Consider the following 22,899-nt stretch of genomic DNA (forward strand, 5'->3'; position numbering starts at 1 on the left):
AGAGTTGCCTTAAGTTTCATCACGAGTCGCGCAATAAAGCACGGAGAAGCGAGCATGAGCAGCCAGAACGAACCCAGTTTCCGCGAGAGCGTCGATTTGATGTTCAACCGGGCGGTCTCCATCATGGACCTGCCGCCGGGGCTTGAGGAAAAGATCCGGGTTTGCAACGCGACCTACACGGTGCGGTTTGGTGTGCGCCTGCGCGGCAAAATCCATACCTTCACCGGCTATCGCTCGGTGCATTCCGAACATATGGAGCCGGTCAAGGGCGGTATCCGCTATGCCATGGGCGTCAATCAGGACGAGGTCGAGGCGCTGGCGGCGCTGATGACCTATAAATGCGCCCTGGTCGAAGCGCCCTTTGGTGGCTCTAAGGGCGGTCTGTGCATCGATCCGCGCGAATACGAAGAGCACGAGCTGGAGCTGATCACCCGCCGTTTTGCCTATGAGTTGGCGAAACGCGATCTGATCCACCCCAGCCAGAACGTTCCGGCGCCCGACATGGGCACCGGCGAACGCGAAATGGCCTGGATTGCCGACCAGTATGCGCGCATGAACACCACCGATATCAACTCTCGTGCCTGCGTCACCGGCAAGCCCCTCAATGCTGGCGGGATCGCTGGCCGGGTCGAGGCAACGGGGCGCGGCGTGCAATACGCCCTGCGGGAGTTCTTCCGCCACCCCGAGGATATTGCCAAGGCGGGCCTGTCGGGCACCCTCGATGGCAAGCGCGTCATTGTGCAGGGTCTTGGCAACGTGGGCTATCACGCCGCCAAGTTCCTGAGCGAGGAAGATGGTGCCCTCATTACCGGGATCATCGAACGCGACGGTGCCCTGCACCGCGAAGAGGGGCTGGACGTGGAGGCCGTGCGCAACTGGATCGTCAAACATGGCGGCATCTCCGGGTATCCCGACGCCACCCATACCGCCGATGGTGCCGCGCTTTTGGAGCAGGACTGCGACATCCTGATCCCGGCGGCGCTGGAAGGCGTTATCAACATGTCCAACGCCGCCCGCATCAAGGCGCCGCTGATCATTGAGGCCGCCAATGGCCCGGTCACCGCCGGCGCGGATGAGGTGCTGCGCGACAAGGGGACGGTGATCATTCCTGACATGTACGCCAACGCGGGCGGCGTGACGGTCTCTTACTTTGAATGGGTCAAGAACCTCAGCCACATCCGCTTTGGCCGTATGCAGCGCCGTCAGGAAGAGGCGCGTCACCAACTGGTGGTGGACCAGATGGAGAGCCTGAGCGAGGCGCTGGGCAAGACTTGGTCGCCGAGCCCGGATTTCAAACAGAGGTATCTGCGCGGTGCCGATGAGCTTGAGCTGGTGCGTTCCGGCCTCGATGATACCATGCGTATCGCCTACCAGTCGATGCGCGAGGTCTGGCATGACCGCGACGACGTGATGGATCTGCGCACCGCCGCCTATCTGGTCTCGATCGAAAAAGTCGCTGCCAGCTACCGCGCCAAGGGGCTGTAAGGGGCATTTCTCGCAAACAGCTGATCGCAATCTTGCGGCGGGCCCTGTGCCCGCCGTTTCTGTGTGTGGAGGGCTTACTGATGCGGCCACGGCAGTGTGGGAATTTGCACCTTGGTCCAGTTGCGTCACGATCTGTCGTATTGAGGACTAGACAGACCTGCCCAGAAAGGGTGCATTGCGGCCTGTGCGATGCGCGGTTCCGGGGCTTTCTGTCGAAAAAGGGGTAGGAGCCGCCCGGTAAAATCGCTAGCACTACGATAGAGCCTGCGGCGCCATACATGCGCAGCGAGGGCGGGACTGAAAGGTGGAGGTCACAGATGCGGTTTTCGGGTTGGCGGGTGCTGAGGGAAGGGCTGACCGGCAACAAGGGCTGGCGTCCGCATTGGCGCGATCCCGAGCCCAAGCGCGAATATGATGTGATCATCATCGGCGGCGGTGGCCACGGTCTGGCGACGGCTTACTATCTGGCCGCCGAGCACGGTATTACCAATGTCGCGGTGCTGGAGCGTGGCTATATCGGCGGTGGTAACGTCGGGCGCAACACCACCATCGTGCGCGCCAATTACTACCTTCCGGGCAACTCCGAATTCTACTCTCACTCCCTGCGCCTGTGGGAAAGCCTGGAGCAGGAGCTGAACTATAACGCGATGATGTCGCAGCGCGGGATCATCAACCTGTTTCACAACGACGGCCAGCGCGATGCCATCGTTCGGCGGGGCAACTCCATCGTCAATCAGGGGGACGATGCGGAACTTCTGGACCGCGAAGGCGTGCGCCGCATGGCGCCTTTCCTCAACTTCGACAACAACCGCTTTCCGATCATGGGCGGTCTGCTGCAGCGCCGGGCCGGCACTGCGCGCCACGATGCGGTGGCCTGGGGCTTTGCCCGTGGCGCCGACATGCGCGGGGTCGATCTGATCCAGAACTGCGAAGTCACCGGTATCGACGTCGAAAACGGACGCGTCACCGGGGTGCAGACCGCGCGCGGGCCGATACGGGCCAAGAAGGTCGCGATGGCGGCCGCCGGGCGCTCGGGGCAGGTGGCGGCAATGGCGGGGCTGACCCTGCCAATCGAAAGCCACGTCTTACAGGCCTTCGTCTCCGAAGGGGTGAAGCCGATCATCGACAACGTCATCACCTTTGCCGAGGGGCATCTGTATATCAGCCAGTCCGACAAGGGCGGGCTGGTCTTTGGCAGCTATCTTGATTTCTACAGCTCTTATGCGGCGCGGGGGAACCTGCCGATGGTGGAACACACTATGGAAACCTGCATGGCCATGGTGCCTGCGGTGGGCAAGGCACGGCTTTTGCGCAGCTGGGGCGGCATCATGGATATGACGCCGGACGGATCGCCCATCATCGACCATTCGCCCATAGACGGGCTCTATCTCAATTGCGGCTGGTGCTACGGCGGCTTCAAGGCAACGCCGGGCTCCGGCAATGTCTACGCGCATCTTATTGCCACCGACCGCCCGCATGGCGCGGCAACCCGGTTCAAACTGGATCGTTTCCGCACCGGCGTCGGACTCATGGATGAGGAGGGGACCGGTGCACAGCATAACCTGCATTGACCCCGCGACGCGCCGAACAGCGGCAACACAGATGAACGGAATACGGATCAGAACCACGGGAGAGCGGCAGTCATGAGGATCACCTGCCCGAATTGCGGAGAGCGGGACCGCCGCGAATTCTACTATCGCGGTGCGGCGCTGGAGCAGCCCGCAGCGGATGCGGATCTGGACGTCTGGCACCAGCACGTGAACCTGCGGGAAAACCCGGCAGGCCCGCTGGAAGAGCTTTGGTATCACGAAATGGGCTGTGGCGCCTGGCTGAAGGTGCTGCGCAATACCACAAGCCATGAGATCCTTGAGGTGACACTGGCCTCGGATGCGGGTCTGGGAGGTGCGGCATGAGCATGAGATTGCCCGGCAAAGGGCTGGTTGAGGGCGCAAAGCCGGTCACCTTCTCCTTCAATGGTCGCCACATGATGGGGCTCGAAGGCGACACGCTGGCCTCGGCCTTGCTGGCCAATGGGGTGCATCTGGTGGGCCGGTCGTTCAAATACCACCGCCCGCGTGGCATCCTCACCGCTGGCAGCGAGGAGCCGAACGCGCTGGTCACCGTGGGCAGCGGCGAATTCGCCGATCCCAATGTGCGGGCCACCACGCAGGAGCTGTTCGAAGGGCTGAGCGCTAGCAGCCAGAATTGCTGGCCTTCGGTCGAGACGGACCTGATGGCGGTCAATGATCTGGCGGCGCCGTTCCTGGGCGCGGGGTTCTACTACAAGACTTTCATGTGGCCGGCAGCCTTCTGGGAAAAGCTGTATGAGCCGATGATCCGCCGCGCGGCGGGGCTTGGTGCACTCAGCGGCGCGGCCGATCCGGATTGCTACGAGAAAGCCTATGCCTTCTGCGATCTTCTGGTGATCGGATCGGGACCGGCGGGTCTGATGGCGGCGCTGACCGCGGGGCGTGCGGGGGCTGATGTGATCCTGGCCGAAGAGGACAGCCGCATGGGCGGACGTCTTTTGACGGAACAGGAAGACATCGACGGCAAGCCTGCCCACCTTTGGGCAAAGGACGCTTTGAAAGAGCTTTCGGAGATGGACAATGTGCGCCTGATGCCGCGCACCGCCGTGACCGGCGCCTATGATCAGGGCACCTATGGCGCGCTGGAGCGTGTCGCCCACCACATGCCGCGCCGTCATTCGCTGAAGGAATGCCATCTGCCGCGGGAATGTTTCTGGCGTATTGCTGCCAAACACGCGGTACTGGCGGCCGGCGCGATCGAGCGTCCGGTTGCCTTCCGCAACAACGACCGCCCAGGCATCATGACCGCCAGCGCGGTGCGGGCCTATCTCAACCGCTGGGGCGTTGCCCCGGGGGAGCGGGTTACCATATTTGCCAATAACGACGATGCGCACCGCACCGCCCGTGATCTGGCGCAGGCAGGCGTGCATGTCGCGGCGCTGATCGACAGCCGCCACGATGCGCCGGGAAGTGATCTCTTCCCGGTAATGAAGGGCGCGCAGGTCTGCGATGCAGGCGGGCGCAAGCGGCTGGAAAACATCACCGTGCGTTCTGTCGCTGGTGAGGAAAAGATCCAGACAGATTGCCTCGCCATGTCGGGCGGCTGGAACCCGTCGGTGCATCTGACCTGCCATCTGAATGCCCGCCCGGTCTGGCGCCGCGATATCGCCGCCTTTGTGCCGCGCGAGGGCAGCGTGCCGGGTCTGGTGACAGCGGGGGCCTGCAATGGCGAGTTCTCCACTGCCGGTGCCCTGCGCGAAGGCGCTGCAGCGGCAAGTGCTGCGCTTGAGGCGCTGGGCCTCAAGGTGGTCTCTGCGGATTTGCCGCAGGCCGAGGATGATCCCTATCGCATCACCCCCTTGTGGGCGGTGCCGGGCAAGGGGCGCGCCTGGCTCGATTTCCAGAACGACGTTACCGTCAAGGATGTGAAACAGGCCGCCGGGGAGAACTTCCGCTCGGTCGAGCATATGAAACGCTACACCACCCAAGGTATGGCGGCCGATCAGGGCAAGAATTCGAACGTGGCGGCGCTGGCGGTACTGGCTGATGCTACTGGGCGCAGCATCCCTGAAACCGGCACAACCACCTTCCGTCCGCCTTTCGTGCCGGTCAGTATTGGTGCCATGGGCGCGGGGGCCGAGGGGCAGGGCTTCAAGCCGCAGCGCCACCTGACCTCGCATCAGGCAAGCGAGGAACGCGGCGCGCAGCAGCTGGAAGTCGGCCTGTGGTACCGGGCCGCTTATTTCCCGAAACACGGGGAGACGAACTGGCGTCAGTCCTGCGACCGCGAAGTCACATATGTGCGCAATCATGTGGGCATCTGCGATGTGTCGACCCTGGGCAAGATCGACATTCAGGGCCCCGACGCGGGCAAGCTGTTGGATTACGTCTATACCAACATGTTCTCGACCCTGAAGGTCGGGCGCACGCGCTATGGTCTGATGCTGCGCGAAGATGGTTTTGTTATGGACGATGGCACCACCGCGCGGCTGGGCGACGAGCATTTTGTGATGACCACCACCACCTCTGGTGCCGGTCAGGTGATGGCGCATCTGGAATATGTGATGCAGATCCTGCGCCCCGACTGGGATGTGCGCATTGCCTCGGTCACTGAGCAATGGGCGCAGTTTGCCGTCGCCGGTCCCAAGGCACGGGCGCTGCTGAATGGTCTTCTCGACAGTGAGATCGACAGCGAAAGCTGGCCCTTCATGGCCTGTGGCGAGGTCTCGGTGATGGGTGTCGCGGGGCGGCTGTTCCGCATCTCCTTCAGCGGCGAGGAAGCCTATGAACTGGCGGTTCCGGCCCGCTATGGCGATGCCCTGTTCCGCGAGTTGGTCTCGCGCGCGGAGGCCGCAGGCGGTGGCGCCTACGGCATGGAGGCGCTGAATGTCCTCAGGATCGAAAAGGGCTTTATCACCCATGCCGAGATCAACGGCACCGTGACCGCCTTTGACCTTGGTTTGCAGGGCATGATGTCCAAGAAGAAGGACTTCTTTGGCAAGCCCATGTCCCAGCGCGAAGGGCTGATGGCAGAGGATCGTATGCAGATGGTTGGCCTCAAACCCGTCGGCGCGGTGAAGCAGCTGACCGCCGGGGCGCATCTGTTCAACCCCGAAGACCCGGTCGAACAGGTGCACGATCAGGGCTATGTCACCTCGGCCGGGTTCTCGCCCACGCTGGGGCATTCCATTGCACTGGCCTTCCTGACGAAGGGAGCGAAACGGATCGGCGATACCGTGCGTCTGGTCGATCACATGCGTGGCATCGACACCCTGTGCGAAGTGGTTGAACCGCAATTCTATGACCCGGAAGGAGAGCGTGCCCGTGGCTGAACTGACTGCAAAAAGCCCCTGTGACGGTCTGCTGCCGGTCACCGTTGGTAAACTGAAGCTGAGCGAAGAGGATCTGGGCCATCTGACCACCATCGCGGTGTTCAACGGTAAGGATCAGGCATTGGAGGCGGCGCTTGAGGCCGCCCATGGCATGAAACTGCCAGCGCCGGGGCGCAGCACCGGCAAGGCGGGCAGCCGCGCGATCTGGTTTGGCCGGAACATGGTCCTGCTGGCCGGACCCGCGCCGGATGCATCGCTGGCGAGCCATGCGGCGCTGACGGATCAGAGCGATGCCTGGGCCGTGGTGCGGCTGGAAGGGGCAGGGGCTGAAGACGTCCTGGCCCGGCTGTGCCCCATCGATCTGCGCGTGCAGAGCTTCAAGCGCGGCCACACGGCGCGCACCGAATTGCGTCACATGATGGCCTCGGTCACGCGCATTGGCGCGGACAGTTTCCAGATCATGGTGTTCCGCTCGCTTGCGGCGACACTGGTGCACGATCTGAAAACAGCCATGGAAGCCGTCGCCGCGCGGGGGTAGTCTTCCGGGATCACCAACTGATTCCCGGAGCGTATCTATGATCCGCATTCTTCCCGTCGCGACCCCTGTCGCAGCCATTCTGGCTGCCTTGCTCGCCGCACCGTCCTATGCCGCTGAAAGCAAAGAGGAAAGCTGCAGGTATCAAGGGCAGGTAATGGCCGCCGTGCAGCAGGCGCGGATGGACCGGGTGCGGCAGGAAAAGGTGGAGCAGACGATTCTGGCGGACAATCCGGAGTGGCCGGAACAGTATTCCAAGGCGATCCCGCAACTGACCGCGCATGTCTACTCAATGAAACGCCGCGATCTGCGCAAGGTGGACCTTGGAGCCACCTTTGAAGAGCAGTGCCTGGAAAACTGGGATCAGATCCAGGCGATGAAAAAACAGCTGCAATCGAACTGACATGTCCCTGCCGCCTGGTTTTCTGGATGAATTGCGTACCCGGACCAGCCTGACCGCTGTCGTCGGGCGCAAGGTCATGTGGGATCAGCGCAAATCCAACATGGGCAAGGGCGACATGTGGGCGCCCTGTCCGTTTCATCACGAAAAATCCGCCAGTTTCCATGTCGATGACCGCAAGGGCTTTTACTATTGCTTTGGCTGTCAGGCCAAAGGTGATGCGCTGAAATTCGTGCAGGAAACCGAAAACGTCGGTTTCATGGAGGCGGTTGAGATCCTCGCGGGGGAGGCGGGCATGGAGATGCCCCGGCGCGATCCGCAGGCGCAGCAGAAACAGGATCGCCGCAGCCAACTGGCCGAAGTGATGGAACAGGCGGTGCAGTTCTTCCGTCTGCAGCTGAACACTCAGGGTGGCACCGCCGCGCGCGCCTATCTGGCCGGACGCGGATTGACTGGGGAGGCGTTGGAGCGCTGGCAGATCGGCTTTGCTCCGGATGGCTGGCAGGGGCTTTGGGATCACCTGCGCGGCAAAAGCGTGCCCGAGGACCTGATCATGGCGGCTGGGCTTGCCAAGCCCTCAAGCAAGGGCGGCAAACCCTATGACACCTTCCGCAACCGGATCATGTTCCCGATCCGCGATGCGCGGGGACGGGCGATTGCATTTGGCGGGCGGGCGATGGACCCGAACGACAACGCCAAATACCTGAACTCTCCCGAGACCGAGCTCTTTGACAAGGGCCGCAGCCTGTACAATCACGGTCCGGCCCGCGCCGCCGCTGGGCGGGACACGCCACTGATCGTGGCCGAAGGCTATATGGATGTGATCGCTTTGTCAGAAGGCGGCTTTGCCTCCTGCGTGGCGCCGCTGGGCACGGCGATTACCGACAATCAGCTGCAGATGCTGTGGCGGATGTCGGATGAGCCGGTGATCGCCCTTGATGGCGACAAGGCGGGTATCCGCGCCGCCATGCGGCTGATTGATCTGGCGCTGCCGCGTCTCGAGGCCGGGAAATCCCTGCGTTTTGCGATCATGCCGGAGGGCAAGGATCCCGACGACATGATCCGCAGCGAAGGCCCTGCCGCGGTGCAGGCGGTGCTGGATCAGGCGATGCCGATGGTGAAACTCCTGTGGCAGCGCGAAACCGAAGGGCGTGTGTTCGACAGCCCCGAACGCAAGGCGGCGCTGGACAAGGCGTTGCGCGAAAAGATCCGCCTGATCCGAGATCCCTCCATCCGCCAGCACTATGGCGAGGATATCAAGGAGCTGCGCTGGCAACTGTTCCGCGGCAACCGTCCGCAGCGCAGCGAAGGGTTTTCCCCGACGGGCAGCAGCCCCAAGGGCGGGCGAGGCTTTCGCGACGGAGCGCGACCGCCCTGGCGCGGACCGGGAGCGGTTCTGACACCACTGGCCAGCACCCGCAGCTCGCTGCTGGCCGGATCGGATGAGGCGGGCCTGGCCCGCGCACGTGAGGCCGTCATTCTGGCCACCGTGATCACCACCCCTGCGGTGGTCCATGAGTTCGAAACCAATCTGGAGCGGATGCTGTGCACCGATCCGGATCTGGCGGCCCTGCGCGACATGGTCCTGCGCTATGGCATCGACGCACCGGAGCGGCTGAAAGAAGAAATCGAATACAGCCTAGGCCCGCACGCTCTTGAAAATCTCTTTGCCCTTCGCCATGTGGCAATTATCCCCTGCCTGCGCAAACCCGGCGATGCTGAGGCTGCCCGGCTGACACTGGCCGAAGAGTTCCCGAAACTCGAAGCCCTGCGCGGGCTGGACGCGGAACTGGCCGAGGCGGAGGAGGACCTGAGCGGTCTTGCGGACGAGGCTTTGACTTGGCGGTTGAAGCAGGCCGCCGAGGCGCGGAACAGGGCCGTGCGAAGTGAAAATGAAGACAGGGCACAATATGACGTTGGCGAGAACGGCGCCCGTCTGGATCGCGAGGAACGCGATGCATTTGGCGCCCTTCTGGACCGAATCGGCTTTTCCGAGAAATGACACACCTTTGGACAAAAGGGTGTTTTCCTAAGGAAGAGCGAAAGAAAATTGGGTAAACGGGGTGACGAATCAGAAGTTCGCGCTAATGATTCGCGATACCCGAATCGCCCCAGCCTCTTAGAGGAGCATTGAATGGCCGCCAAAGACACCGACGACCGCAAACCTGACGATCAGGAAGCCGAAATCTCTCTGGACATGAGCCAGGCCCAGGTCAAGAAGATGATCGCGGAGGCCCGCGAGAAGGGTTACATCACCTACGATCAGCTCAATCAGGTCCTGCCGCCGGATCAGGTCAGCTCGGAACAGATCGAGGACGTGATGTCGATGCTCTCCGAAATGGGCATCAATATCATCGAGGACGAAGAGGCCGAAGAGGAAGAGCAGAATAAAGGCTCGACCGAACTGGTGACGACCGAATCCAATCGCGAAGTCGCGGTGGCCGGGGCGGCTGCGGAAAAACTGGACCGCACCGATGATCCGGTCCGCATGTATCTGCGTGAAATGGGCTCTGTCGAACTGCTGAGCCGCGAAGGCGAGATCGCCATCGCCAAGCGGATCGAAGCCGGCCGGAATACGATGATCCTGGGCCTCTGCGAAAGCCCGCTGACCTTCCAGGCGATCACGATCTGGCACGACGAACTCCTGTCCGAAGACATTCTGCTGCGCGACGTCATCGATCTTGAGGCCACCTTTGGCAACCAGATGGACGAAGAGGGCGAAGTTGCCGAACCGGTGGTGAACACCGGTGCGGTGTCCGATGCCGCCAAACCCGCCAAGGAAGACAAGGGGCCCGAACTCGACGCCGACGGCAATCCGATTGCCAGCGATGACGACGATGACGAGGACGAACAGGCCAATATGTCCCTGGCTGCGATGGAGGCCGCACTCAAGGATCGCGTGCTGACCACGCTGGAGCAGATCTCCTCGGATTACGCTCAGCTGAGCGAAATGCAGGACAGCCGGATTTCGGCCACTCTGAATGAGGACGGATCGTTCAGCGCGCAGGACGAAAAGACCTACCAACAGCTGCGGTCCGAGATCGTGGAACTGGTGAATGGTCTGCACCTGCACAACAACCGTATCGAAGCCCTGATCGACCAGCTTTACGGCATCAACCGCCGCGTGATGCAGATCGATAGCGCCATGGTGAAGCTGGCTGACCAGGCCCGTATCAACCGTCGCGAATTCGTTGAGGAATACCGTGGCCGCGAGCTGGATCCGAACTGGCTGGCGGATATGTCCGCGAAACCGGGGCGGGGCTGGCAGATGTTCATCGAACGCTCCACCGACAAGGTGGAAGAGCTGCGCGCCGATATGGCGCAGGTCGGCCAGTATGTCGGCCTCGACATCAGCGAATTCCGCCGCATCGTGCAACAGGTGCAGAAGGGCGAAAAAGAGGCGCGTCAGGCCAAGAAGGAAATGGTCGAGGCGAACCTGCGTCTCGTGATCTCTATCGCGAAGAAATACACCAACCGCGGCCTGCAGTTCCTCGACCTCATTCAGGAAGGCAACATCGGCCTGATGAAGGCGGTGGACAAGTTCGAATACCGTCGCGGCTACAAGTTCTCGACCTATGCGACCTGGTGGATCCGGCAGGCGATCACGCGCAGCATCGCGGATCAGGCGCGCACCATCCGTATCCCGGTCCACATGATCGAGACGATCAACAAGCTGGTCCGCACTGGGCGCCAGATGCTGCACGAGATCGGCCGCGAGCCGACGCCGGAAGAGCTGGCCGAAAAGCTGCAGATGCCGCTGGAGAAGGTCCGCAAGGTGATGAAAATCGCCAAGGAGCCGATCTCTCTCGAGACGCCGATCGGCGACGAGGAAGACAGCCAGCTCGGCGATTTCATCGAGGACAAGAACGCGGTTCTGCCGCTCGACAGCGCGATTCAGGAAAACCTCAAGGAGACCACCACCCGGGTGCTGGCCTCGCTCACCCCGCGCGAGGAGCGGGTTCTGCGGATGCGGTTCGGCATCGGCATGAACACCGACCACACGCTCGAAGAGGTCGGTCAGCAGTTCAGCGTGACCCGCGAGCGGATCCGCCAGATCGAGGCAAAAGCGCTGCGCAAGCTCAAGCATCCGAGCCGGAGCCGCAAGCTGCGCAGCTTCCTCGACCAGTGATCAAAAAGGCGCCTCTCACGGCGCCTTTTTCTTTCTTCCGAAAGGCGTTGAATGCCCTTCCCGTGCAGGCATCTCGCGGGAAGGGCGACGGGCCTGCGCACGTCGTTAACCATCTCTTTACCCTGATCCTTGCCCTTGGCGGGGGAGCTGCGTAAACTTTTGGTTAAGGAACTTTGCATTTCGGGGGAAATGATGTCTGCAAACCGGGGAACCACCGCCGCTCTGAGTGAACTTGAGGAAAAGCTGCTGCATCTCAAGAACCTGACCGAGGCCAACCAGTTCATGCTGGAGGTTCTGAAGGATCAGGGCGAACGCTTGCAGGAAATTGACGGCGATACCGCGCGCAGCATGCTGCGGGAGCAGGCACGAAGCCGGTTCAGCCCGACCAAGGGAAAGACACCGAAACCCGAAGTTCTGGCCATTCTGGAACAGACACTCGGCACACAGCAAAGCGCGCAGATCATTCCCTTTCCCAAACGCAACTGATCCCGGCCCGTCTGGGGAGCTGGATGTGCCGACGGCCGCGTACCTGCTGCGGAATGCGAACTAAAGCAGGTCTTTGCTGATCTTCTCTAAGTGAGGGCGCCGCCCCTTGGTTCTGCCTACGGGGATCCCTATGTTTGAGAAAACAACGGATTTCCTGCCATGAAGAATTTTCTATCCAGCCTCGGGTGCGCCCTTTTTCTCCTGTCTCCCTCCGTCGGGCAGGCCTTCACGCTTGCCAATGGGGTGCAGGTGAATGCCGTGAGTGACACGGTGTTCGAAGTCGTTCCGCGCAGTTCTGGCACTGTTGAGGAATTCTGGTGCGGGGCCTCCGAATATGCCCGCCGCGTGCTTGGCGCGGATTGGCGCGACCCGATTTATGTCCTGCGTGGGCGCGGTGAAAGCGTCACCACAGGTAAGCGGTCTGCCGTGCAATTCACCCTCTCGGCTGATCAGGTCGCCGGGCTGGGTACGGATCGCGGTTGGTTCACCTTTGGCATCCGTCCCGGCGACTCCATGTCGGTCCAGCAGGCCAGAACCTATTGCAGCCAGCGTCCGATCCGTCCCTGATACGCAGGCCGGTGGGCGCGCCACGTTCGAAGCGACAGATACACGAGAGCGTGATAGCCCCGGGGCTGGCGCGAAGCGGGGCTGGCCCTAGGATCATACCGTGTCAGGAATAGAACTTGACGGTATTGGAGGGTGTCGCAATGGCGCGAAGATTTTCATTTGCAGTGGTCGTCTTTTCGGCCTCGGCGGCTCTTGGCCTTGCCGGGGCGGCTGACGCCTTTACCAGCCGCAAGTCGGCGCGGGTCAACCCGGTATCGGAGCAGGTGTTCGAGGTCGTTCCGATCGCAGGCGGGACCGGATTGGACTATTGGTGTGGCGCTGGGGATTATGCCGTGCGTGCGCTTGGCGCGCCGATGTCGGCAATGGTTTATGTGTCCCGCGGCATGGGACCCAGCGATACGACCAACCGCCGCTCTGCGGTGCAGTTCACGCTCGATGCGAATATGCTGGCGGGAGCGGAGCCTATCACTAATCCGCCGATCAACCGCCTGAACGTCGGCGATGCGATGCAGGTGCGCGCAGCCCTGTCATTCTGTCACCAATTGCCGACGGGTTTCTGACCCGCTGACGGGCGCTGGCGAACCGGCTGAGGTCGCCGAACAGCGGGCCTGTGCTATACTTCTGGTGACGCAACAGGGGAGTAGACCGATGAAACCGATGTTCTGGCCTGCCTTGGCATTTGCGGCGGTCCTTGCGGTGCAGCCTGTTACCGCACAATCCGTCTCGGTGCAGGCCTGGTGGTCTTGGAACCGCCACGAAGTGCTGCCTGTCGAAGAGGGGGTCTGGGAAGTGGTGAGTCGGGTCGGCACCTCGGCGCAGGATTACTGGTGTGGGATCGGGGATTTTGCCATATCACAGCTGCGTACCAGCGCCACCCAGCGGATCTATGTCTGGGAGGGCGTCGGCCCTTCGGTCAACCGCCCTGGCAGAAAGTCGGTGAAATTCGCGCTGACCCCGCCGCCGGGAGCGAGTACGGAAAAAGGGTATTCCCTGTCAGTGAAAAAGCCGGGCTACAACCTGAACGCCGCCACCGCCCGCAACTATTGCTATGACCGGTTCGACGATCCTTTCTTCCGGCGCCCCTGATCACTTCATAGGGGCACTTGTGAAGCAGCGCGTCCTGCGGCAATGCTGTCCTCATGCAAACCGAATTCCAGATCGAAACGGCCGGGCAGGGCCTTTACGAATTCACCCGAGAGCTTCAGTCCTGGGTTGGGTCCTGCGGTGTGCGGCAGGGGCTGCTGACGCTGTTTGTGCGGCACACTTCCTGCTCCCTGCTGATACAGGAAAACGCCGACCCCGAGGTGCAGACGGATCTTCGGGCCTATTTTGCCCGACTGGTGCCGCCCAGCACGGACCCGTCGATGTCTTATCTGCGCCATACCTACGAAGGCCCCGATGATATGCCCGCCCATATCAAGGCAGCAATGATGCCGGTCAGCCTGTCGATCCCGGTCACGGATGGCGCGGCTGTTCTGGGCACTTGGCAGGGGGTCTACCTGTTTGAACACCGCGACGCGCCGCACCGGCGCAAGGTTGCGGCGCATCTTGCCTGAACTGCTTGATCTAGCGGTGTGATTTCGCCTCTACCCAAACTGTTGAGGCTGTCCTATAGTTGTGGATAACTGCGCCGGGTCAGGCGCAATCTACAGGCATTGATCATGAAGGGGACTGGCTGATGCGCTGCCCGTTTTGCGGAAATATCGATACTCAGGTCAAGGATTCGCGCCCGGCAGAGGATCACGTGTCGATCCGTCGCCGCCGGTTCTGCCCGGCCTGTGGCGGGCGTTTCACCACCTACGAACGGGTGCAGTTGCGCGATCTGGTGGTGGTCAAGACCAACGGCAAACGCGAAGACTTCGACCGGGACAAGCTGGAGCGCTCGATCCGCATTTCGATGCAGAAGCGCCCGATCGACCCCGAGCGTATCGATCAGATGATCTCGGGCATTGTCCGCCGCCTTGAAAGCATGGGCGAGACGGATATTCAGTCCAAGAAGATCGGCGAGATCGTCATGGAGGCTTTGGCGCGGATCGACACCGTCGCCTATGTGCGCTTTGCCAGCGTCTACAAGAATTTCCAGGCCGCCGATGATTTCGAGGACTTCGTCCACGAGCTGCGCCCGCACCCCCCGGAAGAGTGATCACCCCGATGAGCCGTTATGACATTGCCGTGGATGAACGGTTCATGGCGCTGGCCCTGTCCCTGGGGCGGCGTGGGCATGGCAATTGCTGGCCCAACCCCGCGGTGGGCTGCGTCATCGTCAAGGATGGTCGCATCGTCGGGCGGGGCTGGACCCAACCGGGCGGCCGCCCGCACGCGGAGCCGCAGGCGCTTGCACAGGCAGGCGCAGCGGCGCGTGGCGCCACCGTCTATGTGACCCTTGAACCCTGTTCGCATCATGGTGCGACACCGCCCTGTGCGCAGGCGCTGATCGACGCCGGGGTGGCGCGTGTGGTCGCGGCCATCGGCGATAGTGATCCGCGGGTTTCTGGGCAGGGGTTTGAAATGCTGCGTTATGCCGGGGTGGAGGTCACCACCGGGGTTCTCGCAGAACAGGCCGCCCGCGATCACGCTGGTTTCTTCCTGAAGACCGAACAGGGGCGTCCCTTCGTTACACTGAAGCTGGCCAGCAGTTTTGACGGGCGGATTGCCACCGGATCGGGGCAGAGCAAATGGATCACCGGCCCCGAAGCACGCCGCGCAGTGCATGCGATGCGTGCCTGTCATGATGCGGTCATGGTCGGCGCTGGGACCGTGCGGGCGGATGATCCCTCGCTGACCGTGCGCGATCTGGGCATCGACAAACAGCCGGTGCGGGTGATTGCCTCCCGCCATCTGGATCTGCCGCTGATGAGCCAGCTGGCCCGCACTGCGCAAGAGGTTCCGGTCTGGCTGTGCCACGGGCAGGGCGCCGATATTGAGCGGCTGCGCGCCTGGGAAGGGCTGGGCGCCCGGTTGCTGCCCTGTGCCAGCCACGGTGTGCAGCTCTCGGCGGTGGATATCCTGCAGCAGCTTGGTCAGGCGGGTCTGACACGCGTGTTCTGCGAAGGCGGCAGCGCGCTGGCGGCCTCATTGCTGGCCTTTGATCTGGTGGATGAGCTGATCGGCTTTACCGCCGGGATCGGCATCGGCGCCGAGGGGCTGCCCTCGATTGGCGCGCTTGGCCTTGGACGGCTGGACGAGGCGCCCCGTTTCGAACTGGCTGAGGTGCGCCCGTTGGGCGGCGATATCCTGCACCGCTGGCGCCGGGCGCTGAGCTAAGGACGACAGCTCACCGCCACAGGTGGGCGTAGGTTGCAAACAGGCCCTGTAGTTTTGACAGGCTGCGGTTGCCAAGGCCAGGCGATGGTTGCTCGCCCTTGATCAGGCGCTCAACCACGACCTCGACAGGGCAGGGCAGCCCTGTGACCGGGTCGTGATAGCGCGGATAGTCGATCAGTACCGCATGGGCCAAGCCGATAAGACCTGGCCGGGCCTTGCGCCAGGCCGGGGCGGAGATGATATCTCGGGTCAGCCCCCAGCCGGCATAGAAGGGGGATCCGACCACGGTCACCTTGACGCCCCTCAGCAGTGCCTCGAACCCCAAGAGCGAGGTCATGGTCCAGACCTCCTGCACGTGATCCAGAAGCGCCATCGGATCGGCATTCTGCGCCACGACATCGGCCAGATCCTCGGGCACGATCTGCCCCTTGCGCAGACCTGCTTCGACATCTGGGTGGGGCTTGTAGATGATCACCGCCTTGGGATTGGCGGCGCGCACAGCGCGCAAGAGATCCAGATTGCTGCGTATCTTGCCCGCCCCCGCCAGGATCGAGGCATCGTCTTCGACCTGACCGGGCACGAGGATTCGGTGCCCCGCGGGCAAATCGGGGATGTCGCCGCCCAGATTGTACTTCGACAGGCTGTTCTGCGTCAGGCTCATGATCAGTCGCTCGGCGCGGCGGGCCTCGGCATCGTTTAGGTCCTCGCGCTGGGCGATCAGATCATCCAGATCCGAGGCCTGGCGTGGATCGTAATAGATCCCCTGACGGTCCAGAACCAGCGACATCGGCGGCACCAGTTCGGCGCCAAGGCCGCGGGAGCGCAGGAAGCCGTCCTCTAGATGAAAAGCCCCGGCGTGGGATTTGTCTGCTTTGGAGGCCCAGACCATCCAGTTGCGCCCGCTCTTGCGTGCCTTTTCGGGATCCTCGGTGAACAGCATTTTCTTTTCACTGCCGAAAAAGCCCTGCAGTGGCCGCCGTTTCCACATTCGCATGCCGGAGGCGGCCCAGCCGACGCGATCCTGACGCCAGGCGCGCACGCGGGCCTCCAGCGCGTCGATCACGGTTTCCAGCTCGCACAGCTGGTCGCGGAAGGGGTCGTACCAGGTGGGGTACAGGATCATTGCCGCGGAAAACAGTTGTGCGCGGGTCAGGCGGCGGTTGCGGCGCGGCGGTGGCATCTCGTCCTGCGTCAGGCCCCAACCGGCATAGAAGGGCTGGCCAAAGACGCGCGGTTTGTGGCCAGCCAGAATGGCCTCGAACCCCAGTTGCGAGGAGACGGTATAGACCGCGACCGCACCCTCCAGCAGGGGCCAGGGCGACACGGGACGCGTCAGCAGTTCTATCCGATCATTGGCATCTTCCGGGCCGAAATAGCCAGGCCGGTATCCGGCGCGGGTTTCCGGATGGGTTTTGATCAGAATACGGGCGCCGGGGTTTTCCTCTTGCGCGAAAACCAGCATTTCGCGGAACCGCGCTGCATCTGCTCCTGAGGCCGTGACTGAGGCATCGCCGCGCGCCTGATCCACGACCAGTACGTAACCGGGATCGGGAACCGGCGCTTCGGCAGCGTAGGCGTTGTACTTGCTGAGATGCGCATCCATCAGCCGCCCGATGGCATCACGGGCGCGGCGCATCATGCTGCTGTCATCCAAGGGGTGCGTGGCCAGCAGCTGCTCCAGGTCAGATGGCGTGTTGGGGTCGAAATGCACGCCCGAGCGGTCCAGCAGCAACCCCAGAGGTAGCTCACCCGCGCGGCCTGGATAGACCGAGCGTAGAAAGGCGTCTTCGACCCGCAGCAGGGCAGAACCATATTTGTGAGCAATAGCCTTTCCACGATGGGCCGTGGGGGAATTACCCCAGATCCCCACCAAATCCCCATCGCGTGGCAGCCCCAGCCGGATATCATAACCCGCAAGGGACAGGATCCGACGCAATCGGGATTGGGTCAGGAAACCGCCGTTGTAAACAAAAAGCCGGGATCTGTCGTTCCCGGCTTTCGTTATGCCTGTCGGCGACCTTAGCATTGCGGCGTTACCCGCCAGCGATGGACGCGGCGCTCGACAGCGATCCAAGGGGCGTGACCAGCAGGGAAATCGTCTTGGTCCACTGAGTATAGGGCGCCTCGGTGACATAGAGCGTGTCATCATCGCGGATCACGAAATCACGGGCAATGAACAGCCCGTTCGGCTGCGTCAGGTTCAGCACATAGACCATCCGCTGGGCACCGATCAGGTCGTCGCGGCCCAGCACCTGATTGGCGATCTCGGCCGGTTCGTTGCGCAGGATGAACACCCCGGTCGGGTCCGAGGCGGTGGAAATCAGACCGCCAACCTGGGCGATGGCTTCAAGCCCCGACAGGTCCTGGCTTTCAAAGGGAACGCGGGCCTGGGCGCTGGTGGCGCCAAGCGCGGTAAAGGAACGGGTGTCCTCTTCGACAAGGATCTTGTCACCGCCGCGCAGGGCGATGTCGAGTTCGGGATGATCATAGAGGTCCTGGAACCAGATCTTACCTTGCTGCTTCCCGCGGATCACGGTGACCTGGGCGATTTCGGGCTGGATCGTCACACCGCCAGCCTGGGCCAGCATGGTGGCCAATGTGCGGGTGGGACGCTCGATGGGATAAATCCCCTGTCCGCCCACGGCGCCGGTCAGGCTGACCGTGGCACCATCGCCGGCCAGACGGCGGACCTGCACCTGCGGATCCGGGGTCTGGTCTTCAAGCTTCTTGGTAATCTCTTCACGCAGTTGCTCCGGGGTGTTGCCCGAAGCCCTGAGACGACCGGCATAGGGCACGAAGATATAGCCGGCGCCATCGACCTGCACTTCTTCAAGCGCGGTCGCGTTCGAGGTTTCGGCGGCCAGAAGGCCATCATCGACGTTTTCCCAGATGGTCAGTCCCAGGACGTCGCCGGGCCGGATGATGTCAGAGGTCAGTCGGCCGGCCGAGGTAAAATCGGATGAAAAGCCAAGCGCGGGCACCACAGCGGTTGCCCGCGCCACCCGGTCATTCACGGAAACGATAAAGGCATCGCCCTCTTTCTGCACCGAACCGGCAAAGATCTGGCGTTTGTTCGGGCCAACCTTGGGCAAGCCACAGGACGCCGCAAGCGATACTGCGGCGAGAATCGCGATAGGGCGCGCCCAGCGAAATGGGACGTTTGTCACTGCTCGGTCTCCTCGACCTGTTATTGTTTTGCCTCAATTTTTTCAGACAGGATAGCGGAGCAGGTAACGGAAATCCAGTCTTGCGGTCTGTGCGGCTCAGTTCACGATACGCAACTGTTGCCGAGGAGCCGCTGTGCCACGCCTCAGCGCATCGTAGGGATCGTCCGGCGCCAGCATCATGTCCACCACCTGACGCAGCAATTGCCGCCGTCCTTTGCGAGAGTAGTAGCCCCCCGGCAATTGCGATGTTTCGAGGAGGAAGCGACGGTAATCCTTATAGGCGCGGTTGTCGGGGCGGGCCGGGGTGGCAAAGAACTCCCCCAGGCTCTGGGTCGAGACGAACTCGGCCTTGTCATAGACCGCGCGGCCAAAGACCTTGAGCGGTATGCCACGCCACAGGACCTGCTGTCCGGCGGTCGAATTGACGGTAATGGCAGTGCGCGCCTCGTTCAGCAGCTGCGCCAGCTTGCCACCGCGAACGTAGTGAATGCGGTCCTTGATGCCGTGCTCCCGCGCCAGCCTGCGCACCACGCTGCGCAGCGGCACACGGCCATCCTCCAGCGGGTGCGCCTTGATCACCAGGTGGTGGTGGCGCGGCGCGCTTTCGGCGAAACCGGTGATCACCTCGGCCAGGAAATCGGCCATGCTTTCAAACGGGGAATGCATCTGGAACGAGCTGTCATGCTCCAGCTGCAAGAGCGCCAGATGGTAGGGAAAGCCACCGCTGCGGATGCGCCACGTGGCCAGCCGCCGGTCCAGCGCTTGGGCAGGCATTAGCAAGAGCCGTTGCAGGTAAAGCTGGAATTCACGCGCCACCGGCAGTGATCGGTGTGGGCGGAAGTTCCGGTAACGCCGGTTCCGGAACATGACGAACCAGTGATAGAGCGCCCCGTAAAAGATATGCTGCCGCATATCCCCCCAGTGGGATGGGGGCAGCGGCGCTTCCATATCCGATAGGGCCAGTGCCTGCTGCATATCCGGAACTGACATGTCCATCAGCCGCGAATTGCCATTGGAGCCACCCCGTTCATAGGTCACCCAATAGGGGCGCATGTAACCTTCTTCAAAGACATGCACGCAGAGGCCCCGCTGTTTTGCGGCCTTGATCGCCTCGGCGTGGATCGGGCGGGTGTCACCGTACAGCACGATATCGGTGATCTGGTGCTGGTCGCAGATCCCCGCAAAGGTCGCGGGCCAGTCCTGCGGCGTGCCCTGATAGGGAATGTAGCTCGTCCTGTGGCGCCAGAAGGCACTGTCCCCGGCGTTAAAGCCGACCCGCCATACCGAACAACCTGCCGCGCGCAGCATCGCGCCAAGGCGGTTGAAGAACGGCCCATGCGGCCCCTGCAGAAACAGGAAGCGACGATGCGGATCTGTGTCAGGCTCGGACATGCGATTTCTCGGGTTTCCGGGAATGTAACATCTCCCGGTTAACGAATGACTGGGGCGAAACTAAGGCTGAGGCGGCGGGCGTGCAAACGGGTTCGGTGCCAAGTCACTGCGTGCAGGGCCTGCGGGGACTTGTGAAGCCAGGGTGCAGGCGCTACCTCTTGGCCAACACGGAATGGAGGACGGGCGCTGACCCGTTCGGACGACTGGCAAGGAGCGGCTCCATGTTCACAGGTATCATCACCGACGTCGGCACCATCAAGGCGCTGGAGCAAGAGGGCGATCTGCGCGCGCGCATCAGCACCGGCTATGACACGGCAGGGATCGACCTGGGCGCCTCCATCGCCTCGGATGGGGTATGCCTGACGGTAATCGAGCTGGGACCGGATTGGTACGATGTTCAGATCTCTGCAGAAACCGTTTCCAAGACCAACATCGGCGCCTGGACCGTGGGCAAACGCGTCAACCTTGAGCGCGCCCTGAAGGTCGGGGACGAACTGGGGGGACATATCGTATCGGGCCATGTCGATGGCGTGGCCGAGGTGGTCGATATCACGGATGACGGCGACAGCACCCGGGTGACCCTGCGTGCGCCCAAGGACTTGGCGCGTTTCATCGCCCCCAAGGGCTCGGTGGCGCTCAACGGGACGTCGCTGACGGTCAACGATGTGGAAGGCTGTGATTTCGGTATCAATTTCATCCCCCACACCAAAGAGGTGACCACCTGGGGGGATGTGAAGCTGGGCGACAAGGTCAATCTGGAAATCGACACGCTGGCCCGCTACGTGGCGCGGCTGGCGGAGGCAGGGTGATGTCTGGTCTGGCATCCGGCGCGGCGCCCGCCGGGATCGGCCACAATAACGGCCCCAGCATGGAGCAGGGCCGGGCGTGGCGCGTACACGCCTGGCGCAGCGCCCAGAAAAAGCTGATGCCCAACACGATCCCGAAACTGGTTCTGCAGATGCGCATCAAACGCGCCGCGGAGCTGGGCATGGATTACAAGACCTACGCCCGCGTGCGGCAGACTTCGGGGCAGGACATCACCGGGCTGCTGTTCTCCTCCAACGCGCTGCGCATCATTGCCTATGGCGCCCACATGCCTGAGCGTGAGCGGCATGCGCTGGAGGCTGTGCAGAACGCCAGCAAACTGGCGCTGGTGCACCGGCCCAATACGCCCGAGGCGGTTCTGGCCGTCCACCCGGTTCTGAACGATGCAGGTGCGGCGCCGCGGTTCAGCGAAAGCTGGTCCGAGATGCGCGTGCGGGTTCAGGACCTGATGCGTCGCCAGGGATTGCCCGGCGCTTCGGTGGTGGTGATCGGGGATGCGCCGCTGGAAAGCGAATGGAGCACCGCCGGGCGCGCAGCTGCCTATCTGTCCGCGAGCGAATATTTCGCGCATCAGTCCGCCTGAGCCGCCCATCCTGCGAGCCGCAGGGTGGCTCCCGCCCCCTGAGCCAGCATCGAAGATGCAGGCTCGAGGTGTTGGGCCAGGCGCGCCGCTGCCGCGGCGCGCATCACCACATGTCGCCGACGGTATAGCCCGCAGGAAATGGATCGCTGGGATCCAGCGTGTAGCTGGACAATCCATAGATCCAGCCTTGCCCGGACAGGGTTGGTACGATGGCGGGGTAGGGGCCGACTTTGGTTTCTTCGATAATACGTCCGGTGAAGGTGGTGCCAAGCGGCCCGGCGTTGACGTAGTCCTGTCCCGGCGCAAGCAGGCCCCGTGCATGTAGAACCGCCATCTTGGCGCAGGTGCCAGTGCCGCAGGGGGAGCGGTCCAGAATGCCGCTGGCATCCTGTAGGCGGTCCGGATCAAAGGTGCCCGTGGAGAGGGTGATGGCGCCGCGCCCATGGGTGCCTTCGGCAATCGGTGTGCCCCAGAGGTTGGTGATCGTCGGGCCAGTGATCGCGGGGTTTTCCGGATGGGTGACGGGCAGTTGCTCGGCCGTGGCGTGGCGGATGGCCTCGCTGACGCGGGTGATGTCCTTGCCATTGTCTGCCGAAAGATCGACGCCCAGCCGGTCAGCATTGGCCAGAACGAAGAACATCCCGCCCCAGGCCACATCGACACTGACGGTGCCCAGCCCCGTCACCTCGACCTTGGCGTCCAGATGCACGGCAAAGGCGGGCACATTGCGAAAGCTGACCTGTGTAACCTTGCCGTCACGGCACTCCGCGCGCACCCGGATCAGCCCGGCGGGGGCTTCCAGTGTCAGCTCGGTCACCGGCTCAATTATCGGCAGGATGCCGGTCTCCAGCAGCACCGTCACCACGCAGATGGTGTTGGAGCCGGACATCGGCGGGTATTCGGTCTGCTCGAAGATGATGAAACCGGCGTCCGCCTCCGGATGGCAGGGCGGCACGAGGACATTGCCGCAAAGCCCTGGATTGCCGCGCGGCTCGCGCAGCATCATCAGGCGGATTTCATCGTGGTTGGCCGCCATGTCCTGCATTTTTTCAAACACGCTGGCGCCCTTCAGCAGCGGCATGCCACCGGTGATGACACGGCCCGGTTCGCCCTCGGCGTGGGCTTCATAGGCTTGCAGGATACGGGAAGTGCGCATGGGCTTGGCTTTCGCGTTTGGTCTGATTTTGGTTTTATGCTGGAACGCT

The 22,899-nt window shown here is 62.7% G+C and carries 21 protein-coding genes; 17 read left to right on the forward strand and 4 right to left on the reverse strand.

Features of this window, described 5'->3' with window-relative positions; translation table 11 throughout:
• Positions 1–54 precede the first annotated feature (54 nt).
• The 15 genes from SM764_RS06910 to ribD all read left to right on the forward strand — a co-directional run bounded on the left by SM764_RS06910 (position 55) and on the right by ribD (position 15,727).
• On the forward strand, positions 55–1,485 hold the full coding sequence (locus tag SM764_RS06910; RefSeq protein WP_065270919.1) for a Glu/Leu/Phe/Val family dehydrogenase: 1,431 nt from the start codon (positions 55–57) through the stop codon (positions 1,483–1,485).
• A 317-nt stretch (positions 1,486–1,802) separates the two neighbouring features.
• A complete protein-coding gene (locus SM764_RS06915; RefSeq protein WP_369001373.1) occupies positions 1,803–3,056 on the forward strand; it encodes a sarcosine oxidase subunit beta family protein in 1,254 nt (417 codons plus the stop codon).
• Positions 3,057–3,128: 72 nt separating this feature from the next.
• Positions 3,129–3,398, forward strand: coding sequence for a sarcosine oxidase subunit delta (locus SM764_RS06920; RefSeq protein WP_369001375.1), 270 nt, complete (start codon positions 3,129–3,131; stop codon positions 3,396–3,398).
• Positions 3,399–3,400: 2 nt separating this feature from the next.
• Complete coding sequence (locus tag SM764_RS06925; protein ID WP_369001503.1) at positions 3,401–6,346, forward strand: sarcosine oxidase subunit alpha family protein; 2,946 nt, start codon at positions 3,401–3,403, stop codon at positions 6,344–6,346.
• Positions 6,339–6,884, forward strand: a complete 546-nt coding sequence (locus tag SM764_RS06930; protein ID WP_369001376.1) for a sarcosine oxidase subunit gamma — start codon at positions 6,339–6,341, stop codon at positions 6,882–6,884. Before SM764_RS06925 ends, SM764_RS06930 begins: the two co-directional genes overlap by 8 nt.
• Positions 6,885–6,921: 37 nt before the next feature.
• Entirely contained in the window at positions 6,922–7,284 is a 363-nt protein-coding gene (locus SM764_RS06935) for a hypothetical protein (protein WP_274836026.1), read from the forward strand.
• Between the two features lies 1 nt (position 7,285).
• On the forward strand, positions 7,286–9,283 hold the full coding sequence (gene dnaG / locus SM764_RS06940; protein WP_369001377.1) for a DNA primase: 1,998 nt from the start codon (positions 7,286–7,288) through the stop codon (positions 9,281–9,283).
• 132 nt (positions 9,284–9,415) lie between these two features.
• Positions 9,416–11,410, forward strand: a complete 1,995-nt coding sequence (gene rpoD / locus SM764_RS06945; protein WP_065270913.1) for an RNA polymerase sigma factor RpoD — start codon at positions 9,416–9,418, stop codon at positions 11,408–11,410.
• Between the two features lie 192 nt (positions 11,411–11,602).
• Entirely contained in the window at positions 11,603–11,896 is a 294-nt protein-coding gene (locus SM764_RS06950) for a hypothetical protein (protein ID WP_065273528.1), read from the forward strand.
• Positions 11,897–12,055: 159 nt separating this feature from the next.
• A complete protein-coding gene (locus SM764_RS06955; RefSeq protein WP_274828251.1) occupies positions 12,056–12,463 on the forward strand; it encodes a hypothetical protein in 408 nt (135 codons plus the stop codon).
• Positions 12,464–12,603: 140 nt separating this feature from the next.
• Positions 12,604–13,023 (forward strand): hypothetical protein, encoded by a 420-nt coding sequence (locus tag SM764_RS06960; protein WP_274828252.1) that lies wholly within the window; start codon positions 12,604–12,606, stop codon positions 13,021–13,023.
• A gap of 88 nt (positions 13,024–13,111) precedes the next feature.
• Complete coding sequence (locus SM764_RS06965) at positions 13,112–13,549, forward strand: hypothetical protein (RefSeq protein ID WP_369001378.1); 438 nt, start codon at positions 13,112–13,114, stop codon at positions 13,547–13,549.
• A 53-nt stretch (positions 13,550–13,602) separates the two neighbouring features.
• Positions 13,603–14,019, forward strand: a complete 417-nt coding sequence (locus tag SM764_RS06970; RefSeq protein WP_347508298.1) for a secondary thiamine-phosphate synthase enzyme YjbQ — start codon at positions 13,603–13,605, stop codon at positions 14,017–14,019.
• 122 nt (positions 14,020–14,141) lie between these two features.
• A complete protein-coding gene (gene nrdR, locus SM764_RS06975; RefSeq protein ID WP_065270909.1) occupies positions 14,142–14,606 on the forward strand; it encodes a transcriptional regulator NrdR in 465 nt (154 codons plus the stop codon).
• Positions 14,607–14,650: 44 nt separating this feature from the next.
• Positions 14,651–15,727: a bifunctional diaminohydroxyphosphoribosylaminopyrimidine deaminase/5-amino-6-(5-phosphoribosylamino)uracil reductase RibD gene (gene ribD / locus SM764_RS06980; protein ID WP_368947113.1), complete on the forward strand. Its 1,077-nt coding sequence runs from the start codon at positions 14,651–14,653 to the stop codon at positions 15,725–15,727.
• Between the two features lie 10 nt (positions 15,728–15,737).
• On the opposite strand, the gene SM764_RS06985 is transcribed toward ribD, so the two are convergent.
• The 3 genes from SM764_RS06985 to SM764_RS06995 all read right to left on the reverse strand — a co-directional run bounded on the left by SM764_RS06985 (position 15,738) and on the right by SM764_RS06995 (position 20,286).
• Positions 15,738–17,753: a capsule polysaccharide biogenesis protein gene (locus tag SM764_RS06985; protein ID WP_369001379.1), complete on the reverse strand. Its 2,016-nt coding sequence runs from the start codon at positions 17,751–17,753 to the stop codon at positions 15,738–15,740.
• Positions 17,754–17,760: 7 nt separating this feature from the next.
• Entirely contained in the window at positions 17,761–18,894 is a 1,134-nt protein-coding gene (locus tag SM764_RS06990) for a polysaccharide biosynthesis/export family protein (RefSeq protein ID WP_274828256.1), read from the reverse strand.
• 96 nt (positions 18,895–18,990) lie between these two features.
• Positions 18,991–20,286, reverse strand: coding sequence for a capsule polysaccharide biogenesis protein (locus SM764_RS06995; RefSeq protein ID WP_369001380.1), 1,296 nt, complete (start codon positions 20,284–20,286; stop codon positions 18,991–18,993).
• A gap of 221 nt (positions 20,287–20,507) precedes the next feature.
• Between SM764_RS06995 and SM764_RS07000 the strand changes: the two genes are divergently transcribed.
• Both SM764_RS07000 and SM764_RS07005 read left to right on the forward strand, forming a co-directional pair.
• Positions 20,508–21,095 (forward strand): riboflavin synthase, encoded by a 588-nt coding sequence (locus tag SM764_RS07000; RefSeq protein WP_369001381.1) that lies wholly within the window; start codon positions 20,508–20,510, stop codon positions 21,093–21,095.
• Entirely contained in the window at positions 21,095–21,694 is a 600-nt protein-coding gene (locus SM764_RS07005) for a hypothetical protein (protein WP_369001382.1), read from the forward strand. The genes SM764_RS07000 and SM764_RS07005 overlap by 1 nt, the downstream gene beginning before the upstream one ends.
• 103 nt (positions 21,695–21,797) lie before the next feature.
• On the opposite strand, the gene SM764_RS07010 is transcribed toward SM764_RS07005, so the two are convergent.
• The gene (locus SM764_RS07010; RefSeq protein WP_369001383.1) at positions 21,798–22,850 is read right to left on the reverse strand and encodes a proline racemase family protein; all 1,053 of its coding nucleotides are present in this window, start codon (positions 22,848–22,850) and stop codon (positions 21,798–21,800) included.
• Positions 22,851–22,899: the final 49 nt, after the last annotated feature.

Origin of the sequence: Pseudophaeobacter sp. 1A16562 (assembly GCF_041008785.1) — a bacterium.
In the GTDB taxonomy this organism is placed as follows: domain Bacteria; phylum Pseudomonadota; class Alphaproteobacteria; order Rhodobacterales; family Rhodobacteraceae; genus Phycobacter; species Phycobacter gallaeciensis_A.

Bases quoted from the DNA above. Each gene is read 5' to 3' on its own strand.
- SM764_RS06910 (WP_065270919.1), top strand. From the start codon at position 55: ATGAGCAGCCAGAACGAACCCAGTTTCCGCGAGAGCGTCGATTTGATG.
- SM764_RS06915 (WP_369001373.1), top strand. From the start codon at position 1,803: ATGCGGTTTTCGGGTTGGCGGGTGCTGAGGGAAGGGCTGACCGGCAAC.
- SM764_RS06920 (WP_369001375.1), top strand. From the start codon at position 3,129: ATGAGGATCACCTGCCCGAATTGCGGAGAGCGGGACCGCCGCGAATTC.
- SM764_RS06925 (WP_369001503.1), top strand. From the start codon at position 3,401: ATGAGATTGCCCGGCAAAGGGCTGGTTGAGGGCGCAAAGCCGGTCACC.
- SM764_RS06935 (WP_274836026.1), top strand. From the start codon at position 6,922: ATGATCCGCATTCTTCCCGTCGCGACCCCTGTCGCAGCCATTCTGGCT.
- dnaG (WP_369001377.1), top strand. From the start codon at position 7,286: ATGTCCCTGCCGCCTGGTTTTCTGGATGAATTGCGTACCCGGACCAGC.
- rpoD (WP_065270913.1), top strand. From the start codon at position 9,416: ATGGCCGCCAAAGACACCGACGACCGCAAACCTGACGATCAGGAAGCC.
- SM764_RS06950 (WP_065273528.1), top strand. From the start codon at position 11,603: ATGTCTGCAAACCGGGGAACCACCGCCGCTCTGAGTGAACTTGAGGAA.
- SM764_RS06955 (WP_274828251.1), top strand. From the start codon at position 12,056: ATGAAGAATTTTCTATCCAGCCTCGGGTGCGCCCTTTTTCTCCTGTCT.
- SM764_RS06960 (WP_274828252.1), top strand. From the start codon at position 12,604: ATGGCGCGAAGATTTTCATTTGCAGTGGTCGTCTTTTCGGCCTCGGCG.
- SM764_RS06965 (WP_369001378.1), top strand. From the start codon at position 13,112: ATGAAACCGATGTTCTGGCCTGCCTTGGCATTTGCGGCGGTCCTTGCG.
- SM764_RS06970 (WP_347508298.1), top strand. From the start codon at position 13,603: ATGCAAACCGAATTCCAGATCGAAACGGCCGGGCAGGGCCTTTACGAA.
- nrdR (WP_065270909.1), top strand. From the start codon at position 14,142: ATGCGCTGCCCGTTTTGCGGAAATATCGATACTCAGGTCAAGGATTCG.
- ribD (WP_368947113.1), top strand. From the start codon at position 14,651: ATGGCGCTGGCCCTGTCCCTGGGGCGGCGTGGGCATGGCAATTGCTGG.
- SM764_RS06985 (WP_369001379.1), bottom strand. From the start codon at position 17,753: ATGCTAAGGTCGCCGACAGGCATAACGAAAGCCGGGAACGACAGATCC.
- SM764_RS06995 (WP_369001380.1), bottom strand. From the start codon at position 20,286: ATGTCCGAGCCTGACACAGATCCGCATCGTCGCTTCCTGTTTCTGCAG.
- SM764_RS07000 (WP_369001381.1), top strand. From the start codon at position 20,508: ATGTTCACAGGTATCATCACCGACGTCGGCACCATCAAGGCGCTGGAG.
- SM764_RS07005 (WP_369001382.1), top strand. From the start codon at position 21,095: ATGTCTGGTCTGGCATCCGGCGCGGCGCCCGCCGGGATCGGCCACAAT.
- SM764_RS07010 (WP_369001383.1), bottom strand. From the start codon at position 22,850: ATGCGCACTTCCCGTATCCTGCAAGCCTATGAAGCCCACGCCGAGGGC.